This is a genomic window from Streptomyces sp. NPDC059718, from assembly GCF_042733315.1.
In the GTDB taxonomy this organism is placed as follows: Bacteria; Actinomycetota; Actinomycetes; order Streptomycetales; family Streptomycetaceae; genus Actinacidiphila.
In genome coordinates this window covers 1-17309 of record NZ_JBHWGA010000030.1, presented here as the reverse complement: position 1 = coordinate 17309, position 17309 = coordinate 1, and the positions used below count along the sequence as shown (strand labels likewise).

The 17309-nt window shown below is 70.1% G+C and carries 15 protein-coding genes; 8 read left to right on the top strand and 7 right to left on the bottom strand.

The window, feature by feature from the left end; translation table 11 throughout:
* The first annotated feature begins 26 nt into the window (after positions 1–26).
* Positions 27–827, top strand: a complete 801-nt coding sequence (locus ACFV3E_RS29630; RefSeq protein ID WP_500537438.1) for an SDR family NAD(P)-dependent oxidoreductase — start codon at positions 27–29, stop codon at positions 825–827.
* Positions 828–919: 92 nt separating this feature from the next.
* On the opposite strand, the gene ACFV3E_RS29625 is transcribed toward ACFV3E_RS29630, so the two are convergent.
* Complete coding sequence (locus tag ACFV3E_RS29625) at positions 920–1471, bottom strand: TetR/AcrR family transcriptional regulator (protein WP_500537437.1); 552 nt, start codon at positions 1469–1471, stop codon at positions 920–922.
* 119 nt (positions 1472–1590) lie between these two features.
* On the opposite strand from ACFV3E_RS29625, the gene ACFV3E_RS29620 reads away from it, so the two are divergent.
* The gene (locus ACFV3E_RS29620; RefSeq protein ID WP_500537436.1) at positions 1591–2637 is read left to right on the top strand and encodes an aldo/keto reductase; all 1047 of its coding nucleotides are present in this window, start codon (positions 1591–1593) and stop codon (positions 2635–2637) included.
* Positions 2638–2863: 226 nt separating this feature from the next.
* Here ACFV3E_RS29620 and ACFV3E_RS29615 read toward each other — a convergent pair whose 3' ends face one another.
* Complete coding sequence (locus ACFV3E_RS29615) at positions 2864–3199, bottom strand: hypothetical protein (protein WP_500537435.1); 336 nt, start codon at positions 3197–3199, stop codon at positions 2864–2866.
* 334 nt (positions 3200–3533) lie between these two features.
* Positions 3534–6773, bottom strand: coding sequence for a family 78 glycoside hydrolase catalytic domain (locus ACFV3E_RS29610; RefSeq protein ID WP_500537434.1), 3240 nt, complete (start codon positions 6771–6773; stop codon positions 3534–3536).
* A 1268-nt stretch (positions 6774–8041) separates the two neighbouring features.
* Here ACFV3E_RS29610 and ACFV3E_RS29605 point away from each other — a divergent pair.
* The gene (locus ACFV3E_RS29605) at positions 8042–9055 is read left to right on the top strand and encodes an aldo/keto reductase (RefSeq protein WP_500537433.1); all 1014 of its coding nucleotides are present in this window, start codon (positions 8042–8044) and stop codon (positions 9053–9055) included.
* A 12-nt stretch (positions 9056–9067) separates the two neighbouring features.
* Here ACFV3E_RS29605 and ACFV3E_RS29600 read toward each other — a convergent pair whose 3' ends face one another.
* Positions 9068–9202, bottom strand: a complete 135-nt coding sequence (locus tag ACFV3E_RS29600; RefSeq protein ID WP_500537533.1) for a hypothetical protein — start codon at positions 9200–9202, stop codon at positions 9068–9070.
* On the opposite strand from ACFV3E_RS29600, the gene ACFV3E_RS29595 reads away from it, so the two are divergent.
* Positions 9159–9521, top strand: a complete 363-nt coding sequence (locus ACFV3E_RS29595) for an SRPBCC family protein (protein ID WP_500537530.1) — start codon at positions 9159–9161, stop codon at positions 9519–9521. The genes ACFV3E_RS29600 and ACFV3E_RS29595 overlap by 44 nt on opposite strands.
* A gap of 124 nt (positions 9522–9645) precedes the next feature.
* Here ACFV3E_RS29595 and ACFV3E_RS29590 read toward each other — a convergent pair whose 3' ends face one another.
* A complete protein-coding gene (locus tag ACFV3E_RS29590) occupies positions 9646–10407 on the bottom strand; it encodes an SDR family oxidoreductase (protein WP_500537432.1) in 762 nt (253 codons plus the stop codon).
* Between the two features lie 191 nt (positions 10408–10598).
* On the opposite strand from ACFV3E_RS29590, the gene ACFV3E_RS29585 reads away from it, so the two are divergent.
* The 3 genes from ACFV3E_RS29585 (at position 10599) to ACFV3E_RS29575 (ending at position 13555) form a co-directional block, all read left to right on the top strand.
* Positions 10599–11462 (top strand): helix-turn-helix transcriptional regulator, encoded by an 864-nt coding sequence (locus tag ACFV3E_RS29585; RefSeq protein ID WP_500537431.1) that lies wholly within the window; start codon positions 10599–10601, stop codon positions 11460–11462.
* A 340-nt stretch (positions 11463–11802) separates the two neighbouring features.
* Complete coding sequence (locus tag ACFV3E_RS29580) at positions 11803–12366, top strand: TetR/AcrR family transcriptional regulator (RefSeq protein WP_500537430.1); 564 nt, start codon at positions 11803–11805, stop codon at positions 12364–12366.
* 301 nt (positions 12367–12667) lie between these two features.
* Positions 12668–13555, top strand: coding sequence for an NmrA family NAD(P)-binding protein (locus ACFV3E_RS29575; protein ID WP_500537429.1), 888 nt, complete (start codon positions 12668–12670; stop codon positions 13553–13555).
* Positions 13556–13608: 53 nt separating this feature from the next.
* On the opposite strand, the gene ACFV3E_RS29570 is transcribed toward ACFV3E_RS29575, so the two are convergent.
* Together ACFV3E_RS29570 and ACFV3E_RS29565 are read right to left on the bottom strand one after the other, a co-directional pair.
* Positions 13609–14703, bottom strand: a complete 1095-nt coding sequence (locus ACFV3E_RS29570) for a PP2C family protein-serine/threonine phosphatase (RefSeq protein WP_500537428.1) — start codon at positions 14701–14703, stop codon at positions 13609–13611.
* 387 nt (positions 14704–15090) lie between these two features.
* Positions 15091–16056, bottom strand: coding sequence for an SMP-30/gluconolactonase/LRE family protein (locus ACFV3E_RS29565; protein WP_500537427.1), 966 nt, complete (start codon positions 16054–16056; stop codon positions 15091–15093).
* Between the two features lie 136 nt (positions 16057–16192).
* On the opposite strand from ACFV3E_RS29565, the gene ACFV3E_RS29560 reads away from it, so the two are divergent.
* On the top strand, positions 16193–17203 hold the full coding sequence (locus tag ACFV3E_RS29560) for a winged helix-turn-helix domain-containing protein (protein WP_500537426.1): 1011 nt from the start codon (positions 16193–16195) through the stop codon (positions 17201–17203).
* Positions 17204–17309 lie beyond the last annotated feature (106 nt).

The following is a 17309-nucleotide window of genomic DNA, read 5'->3' as shown; positions in this document are numbered from 1 at the left end:
CCGCGGCCGGACGCAGGCTCGATGCCATGAACAACGCACAGACCACCGACACCTCCACCCCCGCCGCCATGGGCCTGCTGGCCGGCAAAGTCGCCTTCATCTCCGGTGCCGGTCGCGGTATCGGCGCCGCCGCAGCGCGGCTGTTCGCCCGGGAGGGCGCCCGGGTGCTGCTCGCGGCCCGCACGGAGGACCAGCTCAAGGCGGTGACCGAGGAAATCCGGGCGGCCGGCGGCACCGCCGGGTACGCGGTGTGCGACCTGGCCGACGGAGCCGGTGTCCGTGCCGCCGTCGACCGTGCGGTCGACCTGTACGGCCGGCTCGACGTCGCCTTCAACAACGCGGCGACCAGCGTGCCGCCGGCCCCGATGGACCAAGTGCCCGAGGTGGATTTCGACCATGTCTACGCCGTGAACCTCAAGGGTCCGTGGCTGGCCATGTCCGCCGAGGTCGCCGCCATCCGGGCCACCGCCGGCAGGGGTGCGATCGTCAACAACTCGTCCGTCGGCAGCCTGAGGGGCAATCCCACACTGTCCGCCTACGGTGCGATGAAGCGCGCGGTCAACAGCCTCACCGAGTCGGCCGCCGTCACCTACGGCCCGGAGGGCATCCGCGTCAACGCCATCGCCCCCGGCACCACACTGACCGAGATGATCCGTGAGTGGAACGACCGCGCACCCGGCGTCGTCGACCAGCTCAACGCGCGCACCCCACTGCGCCGTGCGGCCGACCCCGACGAGATCGCCCAGGCCGCCGCCTGGCTCCTGAGCGACCGCGCCTCCTACGTGACCGGGGCCGTGCTCCCGGTTGACGGCGGCATGCAGGCATGAGCCCGGGACATGCCTGAAGGACCGGTCGCGGGCGGCTCCGGGGGCCGCCTTGCTCCCGCCCGCCACCGCGTCCCCTGGCGAACGGAACCGCTCTACGGCCGGAAGCCGTCGATCGCCAATTCCAGCAGGCGGTCGGCCTGGGCGGCGCCTTCGGGATTGTCGGGGGTACGCCACAGGCAGCTCATGAGCATGATGACGTCGACCGGGTCGATGCCGGGGCGTACCTCGCCGGCGTGTTCGCATGCGTCGAGGAGCCGGCCCACGGCCGTGGTGACAGGCGGCCACGAGGCGCTGACGACCTCTTGCGCGGCGGCGGAGTGCAGTGCTTCTCCCAGACCGTGCTTGATGCGCACGTAGGCGGCGAGGGTGGTGAACCAGTGCCTCAGCGCGTCCAGGGGGGCATGGGTGGCGAGAAGGCCCGGCACGGAGTCCACCAGGCGGTCGACGTCGCGACGGTGGACCTCCAGGATCAGCGCCTCCCGGGTGGGGAAGTGGCGGTAGAGCGTGCCGGCGCCGACGCCCGCGCGTTTGGCGATCGAGTTGAGCGAGGCGTCCGGGGATTCGGTGAGCGCGTCGTGGGCGACCTGGAGGATCGCTTCCCGGTTCTTCAGCGCATCGGAGCGCTGCCGTGCGGCGTCGGGCATGGGTCCTCCTGGCGTGCGGACGGCCGTCCGTTGCGAAACGGAGAGCTCTCCGCTAACGTGGCCGAGGTCAAGCGGAGAGCTCTCCGCTTAATGTCGTCCTCCATTGTAGGAGTCCCCTCGTGCGCTACATCAAGCTCGGCCGCACCGGCCTGGACGTCTCCCCGGTGGCCATCGGCGCCATGACCTACGGCGAACCCGACCGCGGCCACCCCGTCTGGTCCCTGGACGAAGAGGCCAGCCGGCCTCTGATCAAGCACGCCCTGGAAGCGGGCATCAACTTCTTCGACACCGCCAACCTCTACTCCTACGGCTCCAGCGAGGAGATCCTCGGCCGCGCGCTGAGGGACTACGCGAACCGCGACGACGTCGTCATCACCACCAAGGTCCGCCACGTCATGCGCCCCGGCAGCCCCAACGGCGGTGGTCTGTCCCGCAAGGCGATCATGAGCGAGGTCGAGCACAGCCTCCGCCGCCTGGGCACCGACCACGTCGACGTCTTCATGATCCACCGCTTCGACAACGACACGCCGCTGGAGGAGACGCTGGAGGCGCTGCACGACGTCGTGAAGTCCGGCAAGGCCCGCTACCTCGGCGCGTCCTCCATGCACGCCTGGCAGTTCGCGAAGGCCCTCCACCTCCAGGAACGTCACGGCTGGGCCCGGTTCGTCACCCTGCAGGACCACTACAACCTGCTCGCCCGCGAGGAGGAACGCGAAATGCTCCCGCTCTGTGCCGACGAGGGCGTCGCCACCATGATCTGGAGCCCCCTGGCCCGCGGCCGCCTCGCCCGCCCCTTCGACCAGGCGGGCGCCGGCGAGCGCGCCGCGACCGACGGCGCCTACGCCGACACGCTCTACAACAACACCGACAGCGACCGGCAGATCATCGACGAGGTCGGCGCCATCGCCGCCGCCCGAGGCAGCACCCGCGCGCAGATCGCCCTCGCCTGGCTGCGCCGCAACCCCGTCGTCGCGGCGCCCATCGTGGGCGCCCGCACCGTCCAGCAGATCGACGACGCCGTCGCGTCCCTCGACCTCGACATCACCGACGAGGAAGCCCGCCGCCTGGAAGCCCCCTATACCCCTCGCCACGACTTCCAGGGCGTCTCCGACGTGCGCGAACTTGAGCGCATCAAAGCTGGCATCCCCGGCTACGCCAACGTCTGACGCCGCGTCCGGCCGCACCGAGTCCTTGTCGGCCCCGAGTCGAGCAACCGTTCCTGTCCACGTCGCCACGGTCCGTGCAGAGATCACCCGAACGGGAGACCTTGAGATCGGGTCATGGGTTGGTGCAGGGCTCCCGCGGGGCACTCGGCGCCCGCCGCAGGCGATGAACCGCCCGGTGGTCACCGTGCAGGGGCCGCGGATGTGCCACCGTCGCCTGGTCGACGGTTCAGTTTGGTCGAGTGCCCGCAGGTGGCCGCGTCTTGTGCTCGAGCGTGGCGAGGAAGCTTTCGGCCGCGTAGTGGACGCGGTCTCGATCGCCGGTGGCGAGGAGGTCGAGCAGGAGACCGCGGATCGTGGCGATCACCAGGGTGGCCGTGCGCGTTGCCGTCGCCGGGTCGGTGTCCGCGCCCTGCGCGTCGCGTAGGGCGTTCATCCAGTCGGTCACGACGTGCTCCAGGAAGTCCGCGAACTGATCCGGTGCCTGGAGAGCGCGCCCGTAGACCGCGAAGAACAGCCCGAACTCGGCGCCCCGTTGAGGGTCGGAGGCCCGCTCCCAGATCACCCGCGACCTGCTCGGGTGGCAGCCGACCCGTCCCGGACTGATCGTCGACCTGAAGGACGGCCACTACTTCGCCTGAGCGCGCCCCGCACATCCCGCACTCCCGCTCTCCGCCACCCTGCTCTCCCGAGTCCGCCGGCCTTGAGGCCTTCGCGGGGTGTGGGCGCTCAGCCGGCCGCGTGCTCACGGGTGCGCCCCGCGCTCGGATTTACGAGCGCGGGGCGCGGCGAGAACCGCGCCGGCCGGCGGTGGATGTCGCAATCCCCACCGAACCGGGACGGCCCTCGCCTCCTCCATCATCGGGCGCGCGCACCACCGCCCACTTGGGACGACACACCTACCCCGTGACGCGGAACTGGTGGCTCCCCGGGCCGACGGTGAAGCGGGTGTAGCCGCCGCCGCGTTCGCCGGCCGCCGCGGCCGCGGGTGCGTGCACCGTCTGCCGGCCGCTCACCGGTACGAGGACTTCGGCGGTCGACCCCACCGGCACGTCGACGCGCAGGGTGAAGCGTCCGTGCGTCCGGGTCCACGACGAGGCGATCCGGCCGAGGGGTGACTCGACGTGGGCGGAGGCGTGTGTCAGGTCGCCCACGGCGTGGGGGCGGATCGTCACCTTCGTGTAGCCGGGTGCGGCGGGTTCGATGCCGGCGACATCCTGGTAGAGCCAGTCGTCCACCGTGCCCATGAAGGCGTGGTCGTGCGAGCGCGAGTTCGCGTTCCACTCCTCCCACATGGTCGTGGCGCCCAGGCCCTCGAACCAGTAACCCCAGCCGGGGTAGGTCGGGTTGGTGGCCACCGTGTAGGCCAGGTCGGCGTGCCCGGCGTCGGTGAGGACCGGAAGGAGCGCCTTGGTGCCGAGCGCGCCGGTGTCCAGGTGGTCGCCGCGGGCGTGGATGTCCTCGACGAGGTTGTCGACCACGGCTTGGCGGTGTTCCTCGGGCACCAGGCCGAAGCTCAGCGGCAGCAGGTTCGACGTCTGCCGGTAGCCCGCGGCCTTGTTGTCGTAGTAGGCCTCCTTGTCCTGGTCGTAGAACGTGGCGTTGAAGGTGTCCTTGACCTGTGCGGCGAAGGCGCGGAAGTGATGGGCGTCCGCGTCGTGGCCCAGCGCCTTCGCCATCGTCGCCAGCCGCGTCGCGGTGAGGTAGATGTACGCGGTTCCGGACAGCCGGGTGCCCTCCGGCGCGTTGGCGCCTTCCGGGGAGAGCCAGTCGCCGTAGCTGAAGCCGGTGTAGATGCCGCCGGTGCCGGCGATGTCGTGCTCGTAGTGCTCGAGCCAGGCCTTCATGCCGTCGTAGTTCTCGGCGACCGCCTTGGTGTCGCCGTAGTACCAGTACAGGTCCCAGGCACCGAGGATGAAACTGGCGGACCAGATGGGATCCTTGACCTGCTTGCCCGACTCGGTGGTGGGCACCGTGGGCCCGATGGACCCGTCCTCGTTCTGGTCGTCGCGGTGTGAGCGCAGCCAGCTGTCGTAGAAGTTCTGCATGTCGAAGTTCGCGATCGCCGAGTCGGCGTACAGGAAGCCGTCGGCCGTGTAGGGCCGCTTCTCGTACATGGGCGTGTCGGTCGGGATCGAGTGCAGGTTGTTGAGGATCGTGTCGGCCTGCGCGTCCTGGTAGCGGTTCAGCAGGTCACTGGAGCTGGTGAAGTCGCCGGTGGACGCCACCGCCGTGTGGACCCTCATCCCGTCGACCGACCGGAGGGCGACCCCCTGGGGGACGACGACCTGCGCGTAGCGGAAACCGGCGTAGCTGTAGCTCGGCTGGTAGTACTCCACCCCTTCGCCCTTCAGGGTGTACGAGTACTTCTGCAGGCCCAGTCCGAAGGCGCCGGTGTTGTCGACGGTGCCGTCGGCGCGCAGCTTCTCGCCGTAGGTGACGGTGACCGTGGCCCCGGCAGGTCCCTGGACCCCGATGCGCGCCCAGCCGGCGGTGGGGCTGCCGTAGTCGTAGACGTGCGTGCCGTCGGCCGGGGCGCTGGTGTGCTCGGCCTTGAGGTGGTCGGTCGCCTTGACGGGCGGGAAGCTCTCCGAGCGGAGCGTGCCCTTCGGGCCGTCGACCGTCAGCGCACGGCGCCAGGTGCCGTCGTCGAAGCCCGGACGGTCCCAACCCGACTGCTCCAGGCGGGCGTCGTAGGTCTCCCCGAACCAGAGCGACTGGGTGGTCGTCGGTCCGTCGGACACCTTCCAGGAGTCGTCACTGACCACCTGCTGGTGCGTGCCGTCGGTGTAGGTGATGTCCAGCTCCAGCTTGAGCTTGGGCTCGCCCCACCAGGACGACGCCTTCCACTCGTCGGGGTCGGTCATCGCGTAGAAGCCGCGCCCGAGGCTGACCCCGATGGCGTTGCCACCGGTGCGCAGGGCGTCGGTGACGTCGTACGTCGAGTACAGGACGGTCTTGTCGTACACCGTGAACCCGGGCTCGAGTTCCCGGTCGCCGACGCGCCGGCCGTTCAGGTAGAGCTTGTTGTAGCCCAGGCCCGCGATGTGGGCGCGCGCCGACGCCACGTGCTTCTTCGCCGTGAACTCGTCGCGCAGCAGCGTCTCGGGCGGCGGCGGCGCCGACACCGACCGGCCCCAGGGGCCCGAGCCGTAGCGTGCGGCCACGCGCGCGTTCGGCCACGCCGCGTCGTCGTACCCGGGCTGCTCCCACCCGTCGCCCGCGGTGGCCGAGGCCTTCCAGCCGCTGTCGGTGACGAGGTCGGCGGGCGATCCCGCCCCCTGCAAGTGCAGGCTCCCGAGCACGCCCGCCGGCCCCTGATTGGTGTTCGTCGCCTCGACCGCCAGCACATTGGTGCCCGCGTGCAGGTAGGGGGCGATGTCGATGACGCTCGCCGTCCTCCAGGAGTCGGCGACGCGCGGAGAGCTCGCCACCTCGGTGCCGTTGACGTACAGCGAGAAGCGGTCGTCCGCGGTGAGCTGCAGCTCCGCCGAGGTGATCTGCGCGTCAGCGGGCACATCGAAGCTCCGGCGCATGTAGCGCGTCCCGGCGGGCGCCGAGTCGGCCGGGTCGCCCTCGGGGTACCAGATCCAGCTCGCGTCGTCGAGCCGCAGCGAGGGCGCCTTTTCGTGGGCCCCGATCCAGGCCCCGCGGAAGTCACCGGGGTTGACGAAGGCCGTCTCGAATCGCGCTTCACCACTCCACGGCGACGCCTTTCCGGACCCGTCCCAGACCCGTACACGCCAGTAGTAGCCCGAACGCGACGCGAGAGCGGGGCCGTCGTACGCCACATCGAAGGATTGGGAAGAGCGCACGCGCCCGCTGTCCCAGACGTCCGCCCGGCCGCCGCGGGACGTGGACACCTCGACCTCGTAGGCCACTTGCCCGGCGGCGGTTCGACCGGCTGTGCCATGGCCCGGTGCCACGTGCCAGCTCAGCCTCGGCCGGGGGACGTCGACACCCAGGGGCTGGACCTGGTGCTCGACCTCGAGCCCGCTCACCGCGAGCGCCGACCCGCCCGCGGCCGAGCCTTGTTGGAGGTCCGGGACGGGCGCGCCCGCCGCGCCGGGCGCCGCTTCCAGCCCCCACACTGCCGCGAGTGACAGCACCAGCCCGGCAGCGATTCTTCGCTTCCTCACGCTTGCTCCCATCGATCACACACGGTTCGGCGTACGGCGCGCACGCAAGCCGGTAATGAATCGTTTCAGTTGTTTCGCGTGTTACTCAACCACAGCTGTCAGGAGGGAGACAAGGTGTCGTCAGCGGGTCTGTCCACCCGGAGCGGCGGCCCCGTCGTGGCGTGGCGAGGTCGCCGGGGTGACCGGCGTCCGGTGAGGGGACGTTCGGTCTGTGCGGTGCGGGCTCTCGCCCTGCTGGGGTGCTCACGGGTACGTCCCGCGCTCGGGTTGGCGAGCGCGGGACGCGTGTGTGCGCCGTGCGTCGGTGCGGGTGGTCGCGCCGACGGTGATCGCGGTGGTCACCCGGGCGGGGGAGCAGCCGGAGGCGGGGGCCCCGGAGTGGTGCGCACATCGGTGCAGAGGGTGCTGGCATGTTCGGCGAGGTGCCGACGGTAGCCGCCGTCGACCCAGGCCTTGCGGACGGTGGGGCGTTCGGTGGCGGTCTGCCCGCGGTCGGCCGGTACTGCCCGTCTCTTCGGCTATAGGGCCGGATGGCGCGGCTGCGGAGGCGAAGGTCACGCTGAGCAGTGTGCCGGCCTCGCCAGACGTCGCTCCGCCAGCGCTCAGCCCGGTCGCCGCCCGATGAGGTTCACTACCTCAGCGGTGGTCCGCACATCGCCGAACGACCGGTAGATCGTGTGCAGCGCCGCATTGTGCTCCACTCTCCGTCATGGTGAAGGCGCATAGCCCCAAGCCTTCCGGTTGCGGGGGCTTCCACCCCTCAGCCCATAAGCGGACCACGCGCCCCTCACGCAAACCGCCTTCGCACCCTGTACGACCGCCGTCTCCTGTCGGCTCCTGGTCGGACGCAGAAAGAGGGGCTCAAAAAGTCCAGCCGCCAAGATGCACTTCTGGAGCATCCGTACCTACGATCGATAAGTCAAGCACCGTATGCGGCAGGTAGCCGGGAGATCTTGGATCGCCGGCGCGAAGGTCTTCCGGATCGGAATGAGTGGCTCATCCGAGGGGCGGGCCTCAACCTCCCCGCCCACATACCTGATACGCCCTGCGGAGATAGCGCGCCTTGTCACGTACGTCGCGTCCGATCAGGCTTCGACTACTACCGGTGCGGCACGAGGCGTGGGCGGCGGTTTGGTGCCCACGATCTGCCCCTGACCTTCCCGGCTGGATTGAGATAGGCCTCATGGTGTGGATTTCGACAGGGGGCATTCCCTAAGACGGGATGGGTAACGGGGGCGCATTTCGGCATCCTCCAGGAAGGATATGCTGTGAAACTCGATCAGATCCTCCCGGCGCACATAGGGTTTGGTAGTGCGCCGCTCGGAAACATGTTCCGCTCGGTTCCCGAGGAAGAGGCCATGGCAACTGTCGACGCTGCCTGGGAACAAGGGACACGCTACTTCGACACCGCGCCCTTCTACGGTTCCGGACTGTCGGAGATACGTCTCGGGAAGGCACTGTCCGGTCGTCCGCGCGACGATTATGTGCTCAGTACAAAGGTCGGCCGTGTCATCCTGGACGAGAAGGAAGACCCTTCCGCACGTGATCTTGGCGAGAAGGGCAATCTTTTTGCCTATGGGCGTCCGAACAAGATGCTTCACGTGTGGACGGCCGACGCCACGAAGCGTTCGATCGAGGACAGCTTGAAGCGCCTGCAAACCGACCGCCTGGACATCGTCTGGGTGCACGACATCGCCCAGGACTTCCACGGCGACGTATGGCTGCAGAAAATCGAGGAGGCCCGCACGGGCGCCTTCCGCGTCCTCACCACATTGCGTGACGAGGGTGTCATCAAGGCTTGGGGATTAGGCGTCAACCGCACCGAGCCCATCGAAATCACTCTCGCGCTCGAAGAGCCACAGCCGGATGGGTTCCTGCTGGCCGGCCGCTACTCCCTGCTCGACCATGCGCACGCCTTGCAGCGGCTGCTGCCCATGGCGGAGGAGCAAGGCGTCGGCATGGTCGTAGGAGGTCCCTACAGCTCCGGCATCCTCGCCGGCGGCACCCACTTCGAGTACGTCACCGCCCCGCCCGAGATCGTGGCAAAGGTCGAGCGGCTGAAGGAACTCACCAACAGGCACGGCGTGACCATCAAGGCCGCTGCCCTGCACTTCTCGCTGGCGCACCCGGTCGCCGACGCGGTGATCCCGGGCGCCACCCAGCCCGCCCACACCATCGAAGACCATGCCGCGCTCAACGAGAAGGTGCCGGCCGAGTTCTGGACCGATCTGCGCGCCTCCGGCCTGGTCAGCCCCATGGCGCCGCTGCCGGGCGGGGCGTAGGTCGCATCGCCGTCAACAGCCGTCCAACCAGTCCTGGAGGAGCGACATGGCGTCCACATCGGTGAGCAGGGTCGTCCCGGCCTCTCCCGCACGCGTTTGGGAACTGATCGGCGGGTTCGGATCGCTGCCCGACTGGCTGCCGTTCATCCCCGAAAGCACCTTCTCGGAAGGTGGCCGAGTGCGGCACCTGAAGAACCCCGAGGGTGAACCCATCGTGGAGCGCCTGATGGCGTTCGACGAGGAGCAGCGGTACTACAGCTACCACATCCTGCAGGCGCCCTTCCCGGTCGTCGACTACCTGTCGACCCTGCGGGTCTACGAGATCAGCGGCAACGAGAACGCCGCCGAAGTCCAGTGGTCCGGCCGCTTCGTTCCGAGGGGAGCCACGGACGAGGAGGTCGTCGACCTCTTCACGGGCATCTACCGTGACGGCCTGGAGGCTCTGGTCAAGACACTCGGCGGATAGGAGCACCGTCCCGATTGCCGAGGGCGCGCGGAGCGGATCAGTGCGGGATGTCCTCGATGAAGCCTGACCCTGCGGCGCCCTGTCCGCGCGACTGTCATGAAGGCGACAGATCGCAGGAAGGGCGTCAGTCCTCGCGGCCGGCGAACATGGCCAGGGCCTGGGAGCGCTGTGCGACGAGGCCGTCGTAGGTGCCGTCCCGCTCGGCCCAGCGGTGCATGAGAACGCCCTTCACGAGGACTTCGTGAGGGGTGGGGTCCTCGGAGAGCAGCTGCATGACCTCGGTGGCGAAGTCGTCGAGCGGCCGCGCGTGCGGGTTCACCTTCTCCTGGCCCGCAGTGGCGACGGCCGGGGGAACGAGCTCCACGACGCCGACACCTGTGCCGTCGAGCTGCGCGCGCAGTGCCTCGGAATAGGCGTGCACCGCGGCCTTCGACGCGGCGTAGCTGGGCATGGGCGGGAACGGCAGGAAGGCGATGCCGGAAGTGACCGTGATGAAGGTGCCGGCGCCGCGCCGGACCAGGTGCGGGGTGAAGGCGTCGATGACACGGATGGTGCCGAGCAGGTTGGTGTCGATCGTCGTCTCCGTCGCCTCGAAGTGCGCGGGGTCGCGCAGATCCTCCAGGAGCATGACGCCCGACATCGTCACCACGGTGTCCAGCTCGGGGTATCGGGCCAGCACGGCGTCACGGGCAGCCGCGATGGAGGAACCGTCGGTGACGTCGATGTCGAACGTGCCGAAGCCTTCCCCGGAGAGTTCCGAGAGCGCCTCCGGGCTGCGGCCGCCCACCGCCACGGTGCTGCCCGCCGCGGCGAACCGGCGGGCCAGCTCCCGGCCGATTCCCGATGTCCCGCCGACGATGAGAACGGTGCGATTGGAGAGATCCACGAGATCTTCCCCTTCCAGTGCAGGGCGCCGACGGAACTCAGGGCCGCGGCGCAGACAGCGATGTCCGCTGTCTCTTTCGAAACAGCGCTACCGAAGTCTCGACGGCATCCGCCGAGCGAGGCAGTGCCCCCGTCTTCCCTGGTCCTGCCAGGGCCCCCTCCGAGACGCACGCACCGCACTACGGTGTCGGTATGAAGGACGAGGAATCCGGCAACCGGCTCGGCAGCTACCTACGTGCCCGGCGCGAGCTGGTCTCCCCGGCACAGGCGGGGCTCCCGCCCGGCGGCAACCGCCGGGTACCGGGCCTGCGCCGTGAGGAAGTCGCCCTGCTCGCCGGAATCAGTCCCGACTACTACCTGCGCCTGGAACGGGGCCGTGACAAGAACCCCTCGTCGCAGGTCCTCGAATCACTGGCACGCGTCCTGCAGCTCGACGACATCGAGCGGACGTACCTGCTCGGCCTCGCGGCGGCACGCCCCAGGGCGCCGCGCCGCAGGCGGCCCGAGCACGTGCCGGCGCGGGTGCACGAGCTGCTCGCCCACCTGCGGATCCCCGCGTTCGTCGAAGGGCGCGCGTTCGACGTCCTGGCCTCCAACGAGATGGCCGCCGCACTCTCCCCCCGCCTGCAACCCGGGCAGAACCGGCTTCGTTCGCTTCTCCTTGATCCCGAGGAACGAGCCTTCCAGCAGGACTGGACGAATGCCACCGCCGATTTCGTCGCCGCCCTCCGCACCACCATCGGTGACGACACCGACAACCCCCGGTTCGTCGAGCTCGTCGGCGAGCTCGCACTGTCCAGTCAGCGGTTCCGCACCCTCTGGGCCCGCCACGACGTCCGCAACCTGGACGGAGGCACGACCACGGTGAACCACCCCGTCGTCGGCGAACTCCGCCTCCACCGCGACAAACTCCCGATCGGCGATGTCATCCTCGTCGTCTACTACCCCGACAAGGACAGCGACAGCGACGAGAAGCTGCAGCTCCTTGCCGCACTCTCACGCACCGGGTCAGCCGGCACAGCCCCCGACAGGCCGACGGACGCCCCGCACCCGTAGACCCTGACCTGCAGGCGCCGTCCTGGACATCAACCGGTTCCTCCATCCCACCCATCCACGCATCCGCGAAGCGCGGGAATTGCCGGCCCACATCACCGCCGGGGATCCTCCGCCCGAAACGCCGGGCGCGGGCGCCGGATCCTCGCAAGGCTCGGGCGGGCTCACTGGTGAGTGGCGTCGCGTGATCGCCCGGCACGACGGGGGCACCGACGGCGGCACGCGACATCCCGTGCTGGGGCGGCGGCATGACGTGCGGCGGGCTGTGCGATGCCGGGCCCGCTTCTGCCGGAGCACCCTAAAATAGGTTACACTCGACATCTAATTGTCCGAGGAGTATCCGATGGGGCGTGTATCGCAGGCTCAGGCGCAGGAGAACCGGCAACGCGTGGTGGCCACCGCTGCCCGGATGTTCCGGGAGAAGGGCACCGGCATAAGCGTCGCCGACGTGATGCAGGCGGCCGGATTGACCCATGGCGGGTTCTACAAGCAGTTCGCATCCAAGGACGCGCTCGTCGGTGAGGCCACCGCCCGGGCCTTTGCCGACCTGGAGGGGCGCCGCACGCAGGCGGACGATGAGCACGATGGGCAGCGCGACGCCGCACGCCGGGCACTGATCGACTGGTACCTGTCGGCTGGGCATCGTGACGACCCCGCCGACGGCTGCGCCTCCGCCGGACTCGCCGTCGACATGGCCCGTGACGCGGGCGACTCGGCGGCGCATCGGGTGTACGACGACGGGGTGCGTGACTTCGCGGAGTGGCTCGCCGTCGACAGTGAGGACGATGGCCTGGTCCGTCTGTCCACCATGGTGGGGGCGCTGCTCCTGGCCCGGGCCACCCACGGCTCCCCGCTGTCCGACAAGCTCCTCCACGCCGCACGTGAGGCCCTGTCGGCGCGCGACTGATCATGCGCCGCCCGCCGGAGGTGGTGGCCCTTGCCCTTTTTGGATGGCATATGTAATCTATTTTTGCGAGGCCCGGCCGCAGGCGGTGACATCCACCCGTGGAGGCCGCTTCCTCGGTACGTGACCGGTCTCCGTACGACCGACGACCGGCCTCGCGCGGGTGATGTCAGAGATTCCGAGCCCGCACGGGCGGAGCGTGTGCTCGCTACCGCCGCCCTTCTGCAGGGCCCTGCTGACCCGTGTCGGACCAAGCCCGGGCCCCGTGCACCGGCCACACCGGCGAAGCAATGGAGAAAGTTCGATGACCACGATTTTGATCACGACAGCCAACGGCGAGACCGGCCGACCGATGGTCGACTACCTGCTCACGGCGGGCTTCCACGTGCGCGCCATGGTCCGCACGGACGACGAGCGGGCACAGCGACTGCGCGACAAGGGCGCCGACGTCGTATTCGGAGACCTGCTCAACCTCCGCGACGTTCGCAAGGCCATGGAGGGCGTCCAGCGCGCCTACTTCAACTACCCGGTCGGTGAGGGACTGGTGGAGGCCGCCGTGATGTTCGCCCAGGCCGCCAAGGAGGAGGACCTCGAGCTGATCGTGAACATGTCGCACTTCCAGTCCCGGCCCCACGCGCGCAGCAAGGCCACGCAGAACCACTGGCTCTCCGAGCAGATCTTCGACTGGTCGGGAGTCCCCACCACTCACCTGAGGGTCACGTTCTTCATGCAGTGGCTGCTCTACGTCTCCGGGCTGATCCGCTACGGCCGCTACGCGATGCCGTTCGACAAGGAGAGCCGCTTCGCCCCGATCGCCGGCCGCGACATCGCGCTGACCGCTGCCAACATCTTCGCCTCGCCCGAAGAGCACGGTGGGCAGATCTACGCGCTCACCGGCCCTGTGGAATACAGCCACGAAGAGCTCGCGGCCGAGGTCAGCCGGGTGCTGGGCAAGGACCTTCCGTACGAGCAGGTCACCGTGGCCACCTTCCTGGAGCTGCTCGGTGTCGGGCAGGACATGGCGAAGCTCAAGCACTTCGAGGCTGTGACCCTCGACCAGCGGGAGGGCCGCCTGGCGGGCGTCAGTGATACGGCCCCGCGCATCAACGGGCAGCCGCTCACGACGGTCGAGGAGTTCGTCAATGAACACCGCTCGGCGTTCGAGCTCGACTACACCAAGCCGAGCGCGTAGTCGGCCGGCCCGAGATCACGGCGCCGAGGCCCCTGAGGACTGAAACCCAGGGGTCAGCCCGTTCCTCTCCGGCGGGCGGGATCGCCGGAGTCGCCGTCGGGGAGGTCGACGAGGATCACTGCCACGTCGTCGCTCAAGTGGCGCTCGGTGTGGCGGAGCAGTTGCTGGTGCAGTTGTTCGAGGAACTCCTTCGGGGTGGTGGCCTGCAGCGCTTCCATGGCTTCGGGCAGGGCGAAGAATTCGTCGTCGCGGTTGCGGGCTTCGATGACGCCGTCGGTGTAGAGCAGCATCCGGTCGCCGGGGAGGAAAGGATAGCTTTCGGCTTTGGGCGGAGGTCCGGTGCAGAGGTCCTCCAGACCGAAGGGCGGCAGAGGGCAGGAGGGCGTCAGGGCCCGCACCTGGCCTTGGTGCAGCAGCAGCGCGGGCGGGTGGCCACGGTTGATCAGCTCGACCACATGTTCACCCGGGGTGTCCGGCACCTGGGCCAACAGGGCGGTGGTGAATCCCTCGAGCGCGACCTCCTGCCCGAAGGCCCCCGGCACGTCCGCCTCCCTCAGCAACGCGGCCCCGCAGTGGTTCATGACCTCCACCAGGTTGTCCTCGTAGTGCACGGCTTCCCGGAAGGCGCCCAGCGCCACCGCGACCGCCCGCATGGCGTTCAGCCCCTTGCCGCGGACGTCTCCCACGATCAGCCGGACGCCGTAGCGTGTCAGCACCGCCTCGTACAGATCACCGCCGACCAGCGCTCCCGTCCCCGCCGCGAGGCTCAAGCTGGCGGCCCGTACCGGACCCAGCCGCTCCGGAACAGGGCGCAGGATGACGTCCTGTGCCGCCACGGCGATACGGCGAACCTGATCGAGCTCGCTGCGGCGACGCGCACGCACCGCCTTGCTCAGCATCACACTGGCCACCGACACCACCAGCAGACCCACGAGGTTGCCGAAGACCAGATGGGTTCCCCACGCATGGTTGTAGGTGGCCGTGGTCAGGTTGACAACCAAGGCGGCAGCCGCCGCCGACAGGGTGCCCTTCGGGCCCATCGTCAGCGCTGCCAGCGCCGGCACGGCGGTGAGAAGGGGGCCGGTCATCAAGAAATGCGCAGGTGACAGTTCGATCCCCAGCACGCCCAGCGCTATCACGAAGGGCACAGCCTGCGTGAGTGTCAGGAGGACCCCGCTATGGCCGCCCGCTCCCGGCCCGGGAGACGAGCAGGACGGTGACCGCATGCATTCAGCCTGCCCCAGTGCGGCGCCGATCGCACCGTCGAGTGTCCGGCACGGCTGATTTGCGAAATTGACGTGCCACCCGCAGCTGCAGTTGCAGCCGTAGCCGTAGCCGTAGCCGTAGCCGTAGCCGTAGCCGTAGCCGTACAGGGAGGGCCCCGCGCCGGTGAAGGCGGTAGGCGACCCGGGGGCGTGGTTGCGACACCAGCGCCCATGTTGAGCGCGGCGCTCGCCTTGTGCGGGCCGCTGCCGCTCATCAGGCTGTGGCGCAGCGAGTGATCAACTGGATGAGTTCAGGGGCTGACGGGCCGGCTACCGGACCGCCTCCGCGCACACCGGGTCGTCGACCGCGCTCACGGTGTACGGGGGCTGTCCCGGCGGGTCGTCGTTCTGGCTGTTGACGACGTAGAGCCGGCAGCCGTGGCGGGCCAGGGTGGTGGGCAGGTCGAATGGCTCGCCGGTGATGCGGTGCGTCACCGTGCCCCTGTGCAGCCCCTGGTCGAGTTCGGCGATGTAGACGCCGTTCGGGGCGCCGTAATTGAGCACCGCGTAGAGCGTCCGTCCGCGGAGCAGCATCCCATCGGCCCCGAAGGACGCGCCGCCCAGATCGAGCTGGACGACCTCACCGGTGGCGACGTCCACCCGCCACACCGCCTCGGTCCCGTTGGACGCCACCAGCAGTGTGCTGCCCGACCGGTCCGCGACGATGCCGTTGAGCAGCCAGTACTGCGCGGGGAACTGCGGGAAGGCGGAGCGGATGTCCAGCCACGGTTCCAGGGGCCCGGGCCTGCCGTGGCGGAGGGCGGCCCGGTACACCACGGGGTTGGCCCAGTCCGTGACGTAGACGGCGTCGTCGGTGACCACCAGGTCGTTCAGGTCCGGCGCGCCGAGCGGACCGCCCTGCGCGGTGCGCGTGGCGAGCAGTCGGCCGCGGCGGTCGTGGACGGTCAGTTCGCCTCCCCCCACGGAGTACACCCGCCCCCGGCCGTCCGTGTGCACCCCCAGCGTGCTCGGGCGGTTCGCCAGGCCGTCAGCGCGAAACGACCGCAGGCGCGCGGACCGGACGTCGCCCCGGTACAGCGCGCCGGTGCCGTCGGAGGACACGTACATCGTGCCGTCGCGGTCGATCGCGATTCCCTCCGGCAGCACCCCGGGAGCCTCGGCGACGACGTAGGTGCGCGGCAGTTCGTGCGCGCTCGCAGGGACGACGGGCAGGGCCGCAAGGCCGGCCAGCAGGGCCGCGGCGCCGAGCCGCGGAAGTCGGGTGGAGCCGGGCATCGTGGCTACCTCCGGGGTGCGTGGTGGACGCCTCCGCGACCGCGGGGACGTCCGAGAGCCTGCCCGGGGCCGTACGGCGGCCGCATCGCCTTTCACGTCTAGGCGAAAGGCTTCGCCTGGCCCATAATCGGTCGGCGTGATCCGCTTACACTTCGACGCCGCCGACCTGCGCCGGATCACACTCGCCCCGGCGCCCAACGCCCTGTGGGAGGCGGTCCTCAGCGTGCGCGGCCTGCGCACCGCGACCGCCGGAGCGGGCCGGGCGCATCCTGCCGCCGGGCGGTGGCGCCGCCAGGTGAACGGCAGCTTCGCCGACCGCGCGGGGGTCCTGCTCGACCTGGTGCCCCGTGACGGCCACGTGCCCGACTTCCTGCTCCAGCCCGCCGCCGGGGACCTCGCCACGGCCGTCGACCTGGCCGGGCGCACCCCTGCCGCCCGCATCGCCGAGGACCTGCGGCTCCCGCGGGACCCCGGCGGCCGGGGCGGCGCGCAGGAGCCGCTCAGCCGCTGGTCGCTCGAACTCGCCGCCGGATCGGCATCCGCACGGCGTGTCCTCACGGCCGACCTGCGGAGCTACTTCGCCTCCTCGATCGCCCCCCTGTGGCCGCGGGTCCGCACCGACGGCGCGGCGGACCGCGCCCTGCGGGCCGAGATGCTGCTGCGCGGCGGCGTCGACGCCCTGCTGACCACACTCGGCCCCACCTGGCGCTGGGAACCCCCGGTGCTCCACCTGCCGTCCCGGAACACGTATGACATCCCGCTCTGCGGCCGGGGCCTGCTGCTCATGCCGTCCTGGTTCGCGACCGGCCCCATGATCAGGTACCAGCCCGGCGAACCGACCGTGCTGGCCTACCCGATGCACCTGCAGGAGCCCTCCACCGACCCGGCCGCCCCACCCGGGGCCGCCCTCGGACCGCTGCTCGGTCGGACCCGGGCAGCCGTTCTCCAGGCCCTGCGCGATCCGGCGACGACCACCGCGCTCGCCGAGCGGCTCGGGGTCTCGCTGGCGACTGCCAGCCAGCACGCCGGCGTTCTGCGCGACGCGGGGCTGGTGCGCACGACCCGGATCGGCATCGCCGTCCTCCACAGCCTCACCCCGCTCGGTACGGCCCTGCTGTCGGGCGAGCCGCCCGCGGCGGCCCGCTAGCCCGCGGGTTCGGACGCGAGCGTGTGCGCGGTCCGGGCGCCGGGGGGGAAACACCCCGGCCGGGCCCGCCGCCCCCCGGGGGGGGGGGGGGGGGGGGCGCGCCCCA

Coding starts and splice junctions, on each gene's coding strand:
- ACFV3E_RS29630 (WP_500537438.1), top strand. CDS start 27: ATGAACAACGCACAGACCACCGACACCTCCACCCCCGCCGCCATGGGC.
- ACFV3E_RS29625 (WP_500537437.1), bottom strand. CDS start 1,471: ATGCCCGACGCCGCACGGCAGCGCTCCGATGCGCTGAAGAACCGGGAA.
- ACFV3E_RS29600 (WP_500537533.1), bottom strand. CDS start 9,202: ATGAACGGCAGCCAGTCGGGCAGCGATCCGAACCCGCCGATCAGTTCC.
- ACFV3E_RS29585 (WP_500537431.1), top strand. CDS start 10,599: ATGAAGGACGAGGAATCCGGCAACCGGCTCGGCAGCTACCTACGTGCC.
- ACFV3E_RS29580 (WP_500537430.1), top strand. CDS start 11,803: ATGGGGCGTGTATCGCAGGCTCAGGCGCAGGAGAACCGGCAACGCGTG.
- ACFV3E_RS29575 (WP_500537429.1), top strand. CDS start 12,668: ATGACCACGATTTTGATCACGACAGCCAACGGCGAGACCGGCCGACCG.
- ACFV3E_RS29565 (WP_500537427.1), bottom strand. CDS start 16,056: ATGCCCGGCTCCACCCGACTTCCGCGGCTCGGCGCCGCGGCCCTGCTG.